Source organism: Filomicrobium sp. (assembly GCF_025698805.1).
In the GTDB taxonomy this organism is placed as follows: Bacteria; Pseudomonadota; Alphaproteobacteria; order Rhizobiales; family Hyphomicrobiaceae; genus Filomicrobium; species Filomicrobium insigne.
The window spans coordinates 561,885-575,005 of the sequence record NZ_JAILWT010000002.1 but is presented as its reverse complement, the minus strand read 5'-3'; the positions used below and the strand labels follow the sequence as shown (position 1 = coordinate 575,005).

Genomic DNA, 13,121 nt, shown 5'->3' with positions numbered 1-13,121 from the left:
TCCCAGCGTGCTCAGATCATTGAGGTGGAACGTGCTGAGAGCAGATCGTCAACAAGTAAGAGGGCGCGGTGTCATCGGCGTCGTCGATGTCGGCAGCTCCAAAACCGTTTGTCTCATAGCGGCTATATCTCCCGGAGAGGCCGGGCCAGCAAATATACGGATCGTTGGCCTGGGTGTGCAGCCTGCGCGCGGTACTCAAGCGGGAATCATCACGGATCTAGACGAAGCAGAGCGTTGCGCGCGTGCGGCAATCGGCAAAGCTGAGCGCATGGCGGGCGTCACCCTGGAAGGTGTGCACGTCAGCGTTGGTTGTGGTGAGCTCAAGTCTCAGACGTTTGCAGCTAATGCGGAGATCGAGAGCGGTGTCGTTGAGGCGGGGGACATAGGCCGCCTGATGGCTGGAGGACGCTCGTTCGCAGAACGTGACGGACGGCGCCTCGTGCATATGAACACCATCGGTTATCGCCTCGATGGCAACACGGGTGCCAGCGATCCCCGCGGAATGGCGGCGCGCCGTGTGACGGCCGATCTGCATACGGTGACTGCGGAAGAGGCACCTCTTCGCAACCTGATGGTCATGATCGAACGTTGCTATCTGTCGATTTCCGGTGTCGTCGCGTCGCCCTATGCAAGCGCTTTGGCTGTCACGACCGAAGAAGAACAGCGACAGGGCGTGACGTGCATTGATATCGGCGGCGGCACAACCAAGATCGCCTGTTTCGCAAATGGCCAGTTTCTGCACGCGAGCGTCATTCCGCTCGGAGCCGACCTGATTACTTACGATATCGCTCGCGCATTGCAGACGCCACTTGCAGAGGCCGAGCGAATCAAGGCGCTTTATGGTTCAATGATCGGAGCACAATCGGACGAGCACGAGACGTTTTCTTACGCGCTCGCGGACGAGGAGGACGGGGGGCTGTATCAGGCGACGAAGGCGCAACTCGCCCGTGTCGTGGCGCCCAGGGTTGAGGCGTTGCTTGCCCGCGTGGCCACGCAGCTCGACCGTAGTGGCATGCGTCCGTATGCCTGCGGGCGAATCGTTCTCACCGGCGGCGGCAGCGAACTTGTCGGAATTGGTCCCTATGCAGCAAATATTTTTGGCGCACCGGTTCGTGTTGGCCGGCCTATGGCCATTTCAGGATTGCCGCAGAACGTGTCGACACCTGCTTTTTCCACCGTGGCTGGTTTGCTTATGGCCAGCACGGTCTCTGGGGCAGAGACGATGGCCTATGATGTTCCGAAATCAGCGCCGCCAAAGAGCTATCTGGGGCGTGTCGGTCAGTGGCTCATGGAGGCCTTGTGAGGCGCTCTCTACAGGAGTGCCGGGCTTGTGACGTTAGCGCGGGGTAAGCCGTGGGCTGTAGACATAAACAACGAGGCCGGTCGTCATTTGACCGGGCGGCCGCTTCAGGCAAGGCGGGAACGCGATGAGCATTGATCTGCAACTGCCAAAGCTCACGGATCTGAGACCCAGGCTAACCGTGATTGGTATCGGCGGTGCGGGCTGCAACGCGATCAATAACATGATCGCGGCGGGGTTGACCGGCGTCGATTTCGTGGCGGCGAATACCGACGCGCAGGCTTTGGCTGCCTCCAGTGCAGAACACCGTATACAACTTGGCACAAACCTTACGGAAGGTTTGGGTGCCGGCGCGCGTCCCGAGATCGGCCAAGCTGCTGCGGAAGAAGCGATTGATGAGATCCGCGCGCAGATTACCGGTTCCCATATGGTGTTTCTCGCTGCCGGTATGGGTGGTGGTACGGGCACCGGTGCAGCTTCCGTGATTGCGCGCATCTCGCGTGAACTTGGTATTTTGACCGTTGGCGTCGTTACAAAACCCTTCCAATTCGAGGGAAGTCGCCGCGCGCGGATGGCCGAGACGGGTATCGCTGAGCTGCGCGAGAACGTCGATACGCTGATCGTCATTCCGAACCAGAATTTGTTCCGCATCGCGAATGAGAAAACGACGTTCGCAGAAGCGTTTTTGCTGGCGGACCAGGTTCTTTATTCCGGTGTTGCCTGCATCGTCGATCTGATCGTCAAGGAAGGCCTCATAAATCTTGATTTCGCGGATGTTCGCGCTGTCATGAGCGGCATGGGCGCTGCTATGATGGGAACGGGCGAAGCTGAAGGCGAGAGCAGGGCGATAACCGCGGCCGAAGAGGCTATCCATAATCCGCTGCTCGATGATGTCAGCCTTCAGGGCGCCAAGGGGTTGCTGCTTTCGATCAGTGGCGGGCCGAATCTCACGCTTTATGAAGTCGACGAAGCAGCGACACGGGTTCGCAAAGAGGTTGATCCCGACGCGAATATCATCGTCGGCGCGACCTTCGATGAAAGCCTTGGTGATCGCGTGAGAGTTTCGATTGTCGCTTCAGGCATGGTCAATAGGGTTGGCCAATCGGGTGAAGGCGATTACGGCGACCAATATTCCGATCAATATCAGATGCCGCCACCGGTCCCGGATAGGTCCGGTGGTGTGTTCGGATCTGGTGCATTCAATCCGCCGCCCTTGCCCGAGCAGGGGCAAAAAGATTTCGAGCGTGAGCTCGCTGCGGCTATGCAGCAAACACTTTCCGCACCTGCGAGCAGTGGCGGACAGCGGGGTGAGCGGGGAGCTTGGACGGCTCCTGGGAATGTCGTCATCGAAGAGGGGTTGCCACCTTTCCCTGGTGGTGCTCCCAAACAGGGGCAGCCTGACGGTGGGCACCAGAACTCCGCGGCGCAGGGGCAATTCACACCGCAGCGCCCGAGAGAGATTCGACGCGGGCCACGGATGCCGCAAGTCGAGGATTTTCCAATCGTCGGACAGCGCGAATATCGAGCTAAACGTGGGGGGGCCGGAGATGAAGAGGCGCGCTCACCTGCAGCGGCGCGGATGAGCTCGTTGTTCGGACGGCTGACAAATTTGGGCTGGCGGCAAGGTGATTCGTTTTCTGACGACGCACAGGCAAGCGAAGAAAGCTTTCAGGATGCTGGCGATCGGGATGATTTGGTCGCTGGAAGTGAATTACCTTCAGTATCCGGACAGTCGCGTTCTGATACGCGTAGGCGGTCGTAACATTCTGTAATGTCACGGTAATTTAACGCTCGCCGGCGCTCTCTCCGGTGATGCAGAGAGCTTTTCTGTCCCTCAATCCACGCTGAAACGATTAGGTAACACAGTGTAAGAAAGCGTGATTTGTGCGGGCTGTGGCTGGCGGGTATCGTTCAATTGTTAACGGTCAAGTTCACTCTTCCTGAACCTTCTTGAGCAGCGCCGGGAAGCGCCAATCAAGAACCAACACCAAAGGGTTTAGGCAGGGAATTTCGACCGGGGGTGGCAGGTCGCCGGGGCTGGGAAGTGGCGACCTTTGCCGGGGCAGATACGAGGGACGACAGACATGTCGAATCGATTCATCGGCGCGCGTCAGACTACAATTGCGCGCGAGATCGAGCTCACAGGCACGGGGGTGCACAGTGGAGCGCCAGTATCGGTTTCGCTTCATCCAGCAGAAGCTGATACTGGCCTCCGTTTCTTAGTCACGAAACGCGGTAGAGTCATCGCAGACATCCCCGCTAACGTGCAGCAAGTTAAAAATCTAACCTTATGTACGGTTATCGGCGACGATCACGGCAATACTGTGAGTACCGTCGAACATCTTCTTGCCGCTCTTCGCGGACTTTCCATCGACAACTGCTACATCGAGATCGATAGCAAGGAAGTGCCGATCATGGACGGTAGTTCCGCCATGTTCGTCGAGGCGATCGATGAGGTTGGGGTAACTGAGCTTCAGACTCCACGGACCTACATCAAAGTCTTGAAGCCTATCCGAGTCGAAGATGGTGATTGTTTCGGCGAAATTATGCCGCACTCGGGCTTCCATCTCGACATCGAGATTGATTTCGACACGCCGCTTATTGGCCGTCAGCGCCTCGCTTACGAAATGACGCCGGGTGTGTTCCGCAATGAGCTGTCGCGGGCACGTACGTTCGGTTTCATGAGTGATGTCGAAAGGCTCTGGAAGAACGGTTTGGCTCTGGGTGCCAACCTCAACAACACGGTGGCGATCGGCGACGATAAGGTGATGAACCCTGAGGGGCTTCGATATCCTGAAGAGTTCGTGCGTCACAAAATGCTCGATGCGGTTGGTGATCTTTCGTTAGCTGGCCATCCGCTGCTCTGCAAATACCGTTCAGTTCGTGGTGGTCACCGCCTGAATGCTTCCGTTTTGCAGGCGCTTCTCGCAGACGAATATGCATGGACCATCGTTCACGCTCCGCGCGTCCGCGATGTTGTCCCTGTCAATGTCAGCTTCCCTGAAGTTTTTGCCGAAGGTACGCATTAAACCCGGCTTTCAAAGCGCCGGCGTGTCGCTACGTGGCAATCCAGGTCTCTTGATTTACTTAGCCGCCTCCCACTGGGAGGCGGTTTTTGTTTGTGGGCGGTTTCGTCCTCTGTGGCGGGCTTTCAAGATGAGCCAACGTCGTGCGCGCTTTGATTGGCTTTGAGGCTCGTTTTTCGTCGCCGGAGCTGTTTCCAGGATGCATCAAGGGACGCGTGAATTTTACTTTCAACGCGATTTTTTACGCGTTGCCATAGTGTTGCTGCTTTGGGATCGTCTCAATTGACATAGGATAATCGTTGTTCTGGGGCGCGACCCGGGTCCACTGGATAACGTGATGGGTACGGGGTAAATGCTTTGCTTCGGAGCAGAATGCCCTTTAAATGACCTCGATTAGGCGCTTGGCATGTCGAGTCACGGCGTCATGCGGGCTGGCTGGGAAGAATTTGAAAAGAGGCGCAGTTTTTTGAAACTTCCGGTCTTGGGTGAGGCTTTGGGCTTTCCCTTGGATCGCGGGACTTTCAAGGCCGCGAGGTAGGGCAGGGATGATCTTGCATAATCGGCAAAGTCCAGTTCACGTCCGCGGGGCCAGCGTTGTACGCCTGCGGCAGCTGACAGGGGGCGCCATAATTGGCCTCGTCCTGGCGCTGGCTGGATGTGCATCGTCCAATGATATCTCAAAGGCGCTCAATCCTGATCCTCCGGGAAAGATGTACGCGGAGGCCGACTCGCTATTGTCGCGCGGCAAGTACGAACGCGCGGCTAAGAAGTTCGAAGATCTGGATCGCGATCACCCTTATGCCCCGGAAGCCCGGCGGGCGATTGTGATGGCCGCCTATGCTTATTACAAGGCCGGTAAGGCGCCTGAGGCGGTTGCTTCGGCACAGCGCTACACGACCATGCATCCCGGTACGAAAGAAGCGGCGTTGGCCCACCACATTATCGCGTCGTCCTACTTCGACGAGATGAAGGGGCCAAACCGGGATCAGTCCGCTACTCGGAAGGCGCTGGCCGAACTTCAGACATTGCGAACACGCTATCCCGACAGTCCCTATGCCAAGGATGCGGAGAACCGCATTCGCGTCGCCCAAGATACTTTGGCTGGCGCGGAGATGGAGGTCGGACGCTATTATCTCAAGCGTAATAACTACATCGCGGCCATCAATCGCTTTAAAACCGTTGTGACGGATTACCAGACGACCGCACACGTTGAAGAAGCTTTGATGCGTTTGACGGAAGCCTATATGGCGTTGGGTATTAAGCAGGAAGCGCAGACAGCGGCTGCTGTTCTTGGCCATAACTTCCCGAATTCGAAGTGGTACAAGGACGCTTATGCGTTGCTCGCTTCGGATGGTCTTGCGCCGCGTGAGGATAGCGGCTCCTGGCTATCACAAGCGTGGAAGAGCCTTCCTAAGCTGTCGTTGGGCGGTTGACGCGCCCATTGACTGCCGTGTCGGAAGACCAAATCTACTAAAAGCGAACCTGCCGATGTCGCGCCAGAGTTTGGCTCTGGGCGGCAATGGTAATGAGTCTATCATGGCGCGATGCGTTCTGGGTTTTCCCGGTCATTTGCGGGAGCCAGATTCAGAGCGACGTGCGTAGAGAGGCTCGCTTTTGGGAGGTGCTTGTCCCGTGTCCTCACCGCAGACAGAGCGTCGTATCGATCGGCTGCTTGCCGAATACGAACGCGATCATCGTGACCCGACAAATCGTCGTCTTCACTATCTTGCAGTACCGCTCATCTTCTTTTGTGTCGTAGCGCTCGTGACGGAATTACCCGTTCCGGATGCGTTGAAACGGCTTCCAGGCGGATGGCTTCTGTTTGCCGCGATACCGGCGGCTATCTATTATTTTAGGCGTTCAGTGTCGGCAGGGCTTGTGATGGTTGTGTTTACGTTGCTTTGCCTGGGCGTCATAGAGTTATTGCACGCCTATGTTCCCGTTCCGGTTTGGCTGATCGCACTGGGACTGTTCGTCATCCTTTGGGTGGTCCAGTATGTCGGCCATAAAATTGAGGGCCGACGGCCTTCTTTTTTCAAGGATGCGCAATTTCTGTTGATCGGCCCCGTCTGGGTGTTCGATAAGCTATTGCGGTCGTTCGGTTTTCGCTACTGACGTCAGATGGTGGTGCCGTGCGCGGACCGGCACTGAATCGAACACATCGGGCGGTAAGCATGGCTGACGAGGACTTGCGCAAAATCGATGTTGAGGCGCTGACGCCGGGGCAAGCGGCTAGCGAGTTGGAGCGGCTTGCGCGAGAGATCGCCCACCACGATGCGCTTTATTATGCGCAGGATAATCCAGAAATATCGGACGCGGCCTATGATGCCTTGCGTCGCCGGAACGAAGCTATCGAAGCGCGATTTCCTGAACTCCGGCGCGCCGACTCTCCCTCAGAGAGAGTCGGTATGGCGCCGTCTGAGGGTTTTGGAAAGATTCGCCATCGTGTGGCGATGCTCTCGCTCGATAATGCGTTCGAGGATGAGGATGTTGTTGAATTTGTTGGCCGGGTTCGCCGTTTTTTGGGCTTGGTAGAGGACGCGCCGCTTGAACTTGTGGCAGAGCCTAAGATCGATGGCTTGTCGATATCGTTGCGTTATGATCGGGGCCGGTTTGTCGAAGCGGCAACACGTGGTGACGGGACCCAAGGTGAAAACGTAACAGCCAACGTGTTGACCATCAAAAGTATTCCGCATGTGCTGAAGGGCAAGGATGTCCCGGAGACCATCGATATCCGCGGCGAGATATTTATGGATCACGCCGACTTTCAAAATCTCAACGTACAGCAGGCGGCTTCCGGGGCTAAGATTTTTGCGAATCCGCGCAATGCGGCGGCAGGGTCCCTACGGCAACTCGATCCGAAGCTTACCGCGAAGCGACCGTTGCGGTTTTTCGCTTATGGATGGGGCGAGGCGAGCAGTCTACCTACGGAGACGCAATCCGGCGTCGTTGAGGCTATGGGACGCTGGGGATTGCCGATAAATCCGCGCATGACGCTGTGTGCCGGTGCGGAAGAACTCCTAGCTTACTATCAGCAACTGGCCATGGATCGTGCGCGACTCGATTACGATATCGACGGTGTCGTCTACAAGGTCAATCGGCTCGATTATCAATTGCGCCTGGGGTTCATTTCGCGGTCACCGCGATGGGCAACGGCTCACAAATTCCCCGCCGAGCAGGCGATGACGATCCTGCGGGACATTGATATTCAGGTGGGTCGCACAGGCGCACTCACGCCTGTTGCCAAACTTGAGCCGGTTACGGTTGGTGGGGTGGTTGTTTCAAACGCCACGCTGCATAACGAGGATGAAATCGCGCGTAAGGATATCCGTATTGGCGATACCGTAGTCGTGCAGCGGGCCGGTGACGTGATCCCGCAGATCGTATCGGTCGTTTTAGAGAAGCGGCCGGAAGGTGCTGAAGCCTATCAATTCCCGAAAGTCTGCCCCGTGTGCGGCAGCCATGCTGTGCGGGAAACGGATGAGAAATCCGGGCGCCGAGACGTTGTCCGGCGGTGCACAGGAGGGCTCATCTGCGAGGCGCAGCAAGTCGAGAGGTTGAAGCACTTCGTTTCCCGCAACGCCTTCGATATCGAAGGGCTCGGGGAAAAGACGATCGCGGCTTTTCATCGTGACGGTTTAATTCAGTCTCCTGCCGATATTTTCCGGCTGCAGCACAAAGATACGCAAGCTGATTTGAAGATCGAAGAACGGGAAGGCTGGGGGCCGCAATCGGCGCAAAAGTTGTTCGCCTCCATCGAAGCGCGCCGTGAAATTGGATTGGATCGTTTTATTTATGCGCTAGGTATCCGGCACGTGGGGGAAACGACAGCCAAGGTTCTCGCGCGCAGCTACGGCACCCTAGAAAATTTTGAAGCGCAGATGCGTGCCGCCGGGCAGGACGAGGCCAGCGAGGCGTTTGCCGATCTCGTCAATATCAATGGCATCGGCAAGGTCGTTGCCGAAGCGATTGCCGAGTTCTTTGCGGAACCCCACAACATTGAGGTTTTACGGGAGCTCCACAAAGAAGTGCGGACCGTACCGGTCGAGACCGTCGCGAGCGATACCGCCGTTGCAGGCAAGACTGTCGTCTTTACAGGAAGCCTCGAGAAAATGACTCGCAGCGAGGCGAAAGCACAGGCGGAACGTCTCGGAGCTAAAGTGGCGGGATCGGTGTCTAAGAAGACCGACTATGTCGTTGCCGGTGCGGATGCGGGCTCTAAGTTGAACAAAGCACGAGAGCTTGGCGTTACCGTGCTTTCGGAAGATGATTGGCTTGGTTTGACGGGCGGCTAGTGTGGTTGCCCGTTTATCCTGCTCCCTTAAATTCAGCGGCTGTTTGGATGGACTGGCGCGTCGTGCAATACTTGTTTTTCATTCATTGCGGTCGCACATCCTGAAATGATCCGCTTTCGTCATGTGGTCGAGACGACCAGTCCCGCCGATGTAGAGATTCTTCGTTCGGCGCGGCTTCTTTTTCGTCATGCCTTTCCCTACGAGCCCGAGGGAATTGATCGGATCGTTCGATTTCTCGAGAATCGCGCGCAACTCGATTTTGAGCCGATCCTGCTGGTTTCTCTTGACCGCAAGAACTCGCTCACGGGGCTATGCTTCGTTTTTTATTTTCGCGAGATCCGGTTTGGTTATCTCCAGTACATCGCAAGCGATCCTGAACGACCGCAGCGTGGTATCGGAGGAGCGCTTTACGAAGCAATTCGGGAGCTGCTCATTGCGAAAGGCGCGCGCGGGCTTCTTCTTGATATTCCTCCGGTGGATGCCGACAAGCTGGAAGATGTTTCTCGATTACCAATCAATCGTAAGCGTTGGAAGTTTTACGAGCGTTATGGCGCGCGGATTATCGAGGGAACGGAATGGGACGTTACACCTAACCCGCGCAATGCCTATTATCTGACAACGCTCGTTCTTGACCCGCTGGGACGTGTGCCGAAACTTTCGCGTGCACAGGCGCGACGCGCCGTCCGGCGGATTTTACAGACGCAATATGGCTACGAGCCTGGCGATGCTTTCGTCGAGCGTGTCGCGAATTCGTTCCGCGACGATCCGGTTCGGTTGCGTATTCCTAAGCGTGTTTCCCCGCCCAAGCGCATCGCGACGGTGGGGCGTATTCGACCAATCAAGATCGTCGTTTCAGATGGTCACGTAATCCATCATCTAAAAGAAAAGGGGTACGTCGAGAGGCCTGTGCGGGTCCGCCAGATCTTGCGTGGGCTGGAAGGCGTGGCCACCGAGCGGATACCGGTTAAACATTTTCCGGACCGGCATATCCTTGCTGTGCACGATCCGAAACTCGTTTCTTACTTGCGGGCCGTTTGTGCGCGGCTCGATGAGAAGGCGATCGTTTATCCCGAGGTATTTCCTATTCGCAGACCGGAAAGGGCTCCGAAGGCCCTTGAAGATCGGGCGGGGTATTTCTGTGCAGATACGTTTACGCCATTGACCCATAACGCGTGGCCAGCAGCACGACGTGCCGTCGACGTGGCGTTGACTGCGGCGGAGTTGGTCGCTGATGGTGAGCGCTTTGCTTATGCGATTTGCCGGCCGCCGGGCCACCATGCCGAGCGGCGTATCTTTGGAGGTTTTTGTTTTCTGAATAATTCGGCAATCGCTGCCAATTATCTTGCTGCCGGTGGGAAACGCGTCGCTCTTCTGGATATCGACTATCACCACGGCAATGGGGCGCAGGACATCTTTTACAATCGTGCAGATGTGCTGACACTTTCGATTCACGGTCATCCGCGACACGCGTATCCGAACTTTTCAGGATACGGCGATGAGCGCGGAGAGGGGGCAGGGGAAGGTTTCAATCGCAATTGGCCCTTAGAGCCGCCCGTCGATGATGCGCGGTATTTACGCGTTCTTGACGAAGCTCTTCGCGCGGTTTTGCGGTTCCGCCCCTCGTATCTTGTCGTGTCGTTCGGTCTCGACATCATGAAGGGAGATCCGACGGGTTCGTTCGAGGTTTCTACTGCGGGTCTGAAAAGTATTGCCGAGCGCATCGGCCAGCTCTACTTGCCGACATTGGTCGTGCAAGAAGGTGGTTATGCCGTGCGAAATCTCAGGATCGGGGCGCGCAGCTTTTTCGGTGCTCTAGAGGACGTTTGGTTTCAGGATAGAGCAGTGGCGCGTTCTCCTATTCCTCTGGAGAAAAAACCAGCGCGCGGATGATCGGGGCGCGGCGAGAGCACTTTTTTCTTGAAAGTATGGATCCTTATGGCCGTGAGTTCGTTATGGGCGCATCGCCAACTCATGTGAGGAGTTCGAGGATGCGTGCAATTGTTGCTAGTGCCGTGGCCGGTCTGATGCTCTCGATTGGTTACGTTGGTCCTTCAATCGCAAGTCCTGCGCAGTCGGCTATTCAAAGCCAAGCAAGTGGATATTCGGCCCCCGTACATAAAGCTTTTTGGGGCTGCAACCGGGCAGACCGCTCGGCTAGAGTCGTTGAGCCTCGGGTCTATGGTTACACGGAACGTGCCTACAGACCTCGTGTGTACGGATACACGGCGCGAAGAAACTGGAATAATCGGCGTTATTGGAACGGTGACAACCGCCGTTGGCGTGATGGCCGGCGCGACAGTTGGAAATAAGCTCGCGCGCTAAGTAATCGATAAACTAGTTAACGGCGCCAAGTAAGCCGATGGGCGAATGGGATGATGAGGCATATTCGCGAGGTCGCGCCACCTGAAAAGGTGGCGCGGCTTACGTCGTTTCCGGCACCAGGCGGGTGGCGTTCAGTCCAGAAACCCAGTCTGCGAAACGATGGCTTTGGATGGATATATGCGCCTTGAGTAGTCGTCCGGCGGCTTCTTCTTCTCCCGCGTCGAGAGCTTCGACGATTGCTTGATGCTCGGCGAATGAATCGGCAATACGTCCCTTCAGGCGCAATTGCAGCCGTCGATAGGGTTGCAACCGCCGTCGCAGTCGTTGGACTTCCTCGATCAAAAATTCGTTGTGGCAACCGGCATAAATGAGTGCATGGAAGCGAGCATTTTCCGCGTAGTAATGGTCAGCATCACCGGACTGCGCGGCTTCCGCGCAGATGAAGTGCTGATGACGCAAGAAAGTGAGTTCGGACGTCGTCATGCGGCGGGCGGCAATTGTTCCGCATACTCCTTCCATCTCCGCCATCACCTCGAACATCTCCACAAGACGTTCCAAGCTGAGTGGTGCAACGGTTGCACCTTTGCGTGGTTTCAGTTCGATCAACCCTGAAGCGGACAGAATGCGCAACGCTTCGCGTACGGGTGTTCGGGAGACTCCAAAACGTTTGGCTAAAACAAGTTCTTCGAGGCGCGTGCCCGGAGCGTGCTCACCGCTCGCGATCTCGTCTTCCAGGGTCTGTCTTATATCATCGGCGTTCTTGTGAAGCATGGCGCGCCTTTCGTGTCTGTATACATAAGTCTTATATCAGAGTGCGGACACGCCCATCTCATAATATATTGATTTTTCAATGTATTTTATTTTGCCACATTTCTTTGTCTGGAAATTTTGTTGCAATGTATCGGCTTTTATCTTGCTATGTATACACCCGGACGCTACGAATACCACCCATGCGCTGCACTATACCGCATTCAAGGTTTCGATAAATAAAAGCGTATCTCAAGGGAGGAACCAATGAGATCCACACTGGCCGTACTTGGCCTTGCCGGCACGACTCTGCTAGCCGCCGCTACTGTTGCCCAGGCGGATACCGTTCTTAAAGCTTCCCATCAGTGGCCGGGCGGTAAGGGCGATCCCCGCGATGAGATGGTTCAGATCATCGCGCGTGAAGTCGAAAAGGCGAACGTAGGGCTCAAGATTCAGATTTATCCGGGGGCTTCGCTGCACAAGCCTAAAGAGCAGTGGGGCGCGCTGACGAAGGGCCAGCTCGATATGTCCGCATTCCCGCTGGACTATGCATCGGGCCGTCATCCGCAGTTCTCTGCGACGCTTATGCCGGGTCTCGTCCGAAACCACGAGCGCGCGCAGCGCATGAACAGTTCCGACTTCATGAAGGACATCAAGAAGATCATCAACGATGCTGGCGTCGTGGTGATTTCGGATGCGTGGCTGGCCGGCGCCTTTGCTTCAAAGAAAAATTGCATTACGGATCCCGACAGCATCAAGGGGCAGGTAACACGCGCGGCAGGTCCGGCGTTTGAACAGATGCTCGTTGCTGCAGGTGCTTCGATCTCGTCCATGCCTTCGTCTGAAATTTACACTGGTATGCAAACGGGTGTTTTGGATGCGACGAACACGTCATCGGGCTCGTTCGTTTCCTATCGCCTTTATGAGCAGGTGAAGTGCCTAACGGCGCCGGGCGCGAATGCTCTTTGGTTCATGTATGAGCCGATCCTGATGTCGAAGCGCAGCTTCGACAAGCTCAATGATGCGCAGAAGAAGGCCGTTATGGACGCCGGCAAGAAGGCTGAAGAGTACTTCGTTGGAGAGGCGAAGAAGCTCGACGACAAGATGATCGAGGCCTTCAAGAAAGCGAATGTCGAGGTCGTCGAAATGTCGAAGAGCGACTACGATGCTTGGCTCGAGAAGGCTAAGGAAAGCTCGTACAAGGTATTTGCCGAGAAGGTCGAAGGTGGCAAAGAGCTGATCGACAAGGCGTTGGCCGTCGAGTAGGCACGGCGTTGCCGAACAAAAACTCTGCAATGCAAAATATTAGCCGGTGGGCACAGGCAGATGGCCCACCGGCTAACTTAAATCTAGACGTCATTGTCGCTTGGCGGGCTCGAACATCTTGAAAGATTTCCTGTCGTCCCGATGGGATTATCCGCGATCGGCCCC

At 56.2% G+C, this 13,121-nt stretch carries 9 protein-coding genes; 8 read left to right on the top strand and 1 reads right to left on the bottom strand.

Going from position 1 to position 13,121, the window contains the following annotated elements; genetic code table 11:
* Window positions 1-31 precede the first annotated feature (31 nt).
* The 7 genes from ftsA to K5845_RS06385 all read left to right on the top strand — a co-directional run bounded on the left by ftsA (window position 32) and on the right by K5845_RS06385 (window position 10,511).
* Window positions 32-1,303 (top strand): cell division protein FtsA, encoded by a 1,272-nt coding sequence (gene ftsA, locus K5845_RS06415; RefSeq protein ID WP_160298737.1) that lies wholly within the window; start codon window positions 32-34, stop codon window positions 1,301-1,303.
* A 124-nt stretch (window positions 1,304-1,427) separates the two neighbouring features.
* On the top strand, window positions 1,428-3,062 hold the full coding sequence (gene ftsZ / locus K5845_RS06410) for a cell division protein FtsZ (RefSeq protein WP_287958656.1): 1,635 nt from the start codon (window positions 1,428-1,430) through the stop codon (window positions 3,060-3,062).
* A gap of 322 nt (window positions 3,063-3,384) precedes the next feature.
* Window positions 3,385-4,329, top strand: a complete 945-nt coding sequence (lpxC, locus tag K5845_RS06405) for a UDP-3-O-acyl-N-acetylglucosamine deacetylase (protein ID WP_090228000.1) — start codon at window positions 3,385-3,387, stop codon at window positions 4,327-4,329.
* Between the two features lie 542 nt (window positions 4,330-4,871).
* Window positions 4,872-5,759 (top strand): outer membrane protein assembly factor BamD, encoded by an 888-nt coding sequence (locus K5845_RS06400; RefSeq protein ID WP_287958655.1) that lies wholly within the window; start codon window positions 4,872-4,874, stop codon window positions 5,757-5,759.
* 199 nt (window positions 5,760-5,958) lie between these two features.
* Window positions 5,959-6,441, top strand: a complete 483-nt coding sequence (locus tag K5845_RS06395) for an Mpo1 family 2-hydroxy fatty acid dioxygenase (RefSeq protein ID WP_287958654.1) — start codon at window positions 5,959-5,961, stop codon at window positions 6,439-6,441.
* Between the two features lie 59 nt (window positions 6,442-6,500).
* Window positions 6,501-8,621, top strand: coding sequence for an NAD-dependent DNA ligase LigA (ligA, locus tag K5845_RS06390; protein ID WP_090227994.1), 2,121 nt, complete (start codon window positions 6,501-6,503; stop codon window positions 8,619-8,621).
* A 105-nt stretch (window positions 8,622-8,726) separates the two neighbouring features.
* On the top strand, window positions 8,727-10,511 hold the full coding sequence (locus tag K5845_RS06385; protein WP_287958653.1) for a hypothetical protein: 1,785 nt from the start codon (window positions 8,727-8,729) through the stop codon (window positions 10,509-10,511).
* A gap of 531 nt (window positions 10,512-11,042) precedes the next feature.
* Here K5845_RS06385 and K5845_RS06380 read toward each other — a convergent pair.
* Window positions 11,043-11,714 carry a GntR family transcriptional regulator gene (locus K5845_RS06380; RefSeq protein ID WP_046479570.1) on the bottom strand — a complete coding sequence of 224 codons (672 nt, stop codon included), beginning with the start codon at window positions 11,712-11,714 and terminating at the stop codon, window positions 11,043-11,045.
* Window positions 11,715-11,957: 243 nt separating this feature from the next.
* Between K5845_RS06380 and K5845_RS06375 the strand changes: the two genes are divergently transcribed.
* Complete coding sequence (locus K5845_RS06375) at window positions 11,958-12,956, top strand: TRAP transporter substrate-binding protein (protein WP_046479572.1); 999 nt, start codon at window positions 11,958-11,960, stop codon at window positions 12,954-12,956.
* The last annotated feature ends 165 nt before the right edge of the window (window positions 12,957-13,121 follow it).

Excerpts from the sequence above, each read along its gene's own strand:
- ligA (WP_090227994.1), top strand. The coding sequence starts at position 6,501 with ATGGCTGACGAGGACTTGCGCAAAATCGATGTTGAGGCGCTGACGCCG.
- K5845_RS06375 (WP_046479572.1), top strand. The coding sequence starts at position 11,958 with ATGAGATCCACACTGGCCGTACTTGGCCTTGCCGGCACGACTCTGCTA.
- K5845_RS06385 (WP_287958653.1), top strand. The coding sequence starts at position 8,727 with ATGATCCGCTTTCGTCATGTGGTCGAGACGACCAGTCCCGCCGATGTA.
- ftsZ (WP_287958656.1), top strand. The coding sequence starts at position 1,428 with ATGAGCATTGATCTGCAACTGCCAAAGCTCACGGATCTGAGACCCAGG.
- K5845_RS06380 (WP_046479570.1), bottom strand. The coding sequence starts at position 11,714 with ATGCTTCACAAGAACGCCGATGATATAAGACAGACCCTGGAAGACGAG.
- K5845_RS06400 (WP_287958655.1), top strand. The coding sequence starts at position 4,872 with ATGATCTTGCATAATCGGCAAAGTCCAGTTCACGTCCGCGGGGCCAGC.
- lpxC (WP_090228000.1), top strand. The coding sequence starts at position 3,385 with ATGTCGAATCGATTCATCGGCGCGCGTCAGACTACAATTGCGCGCGAG.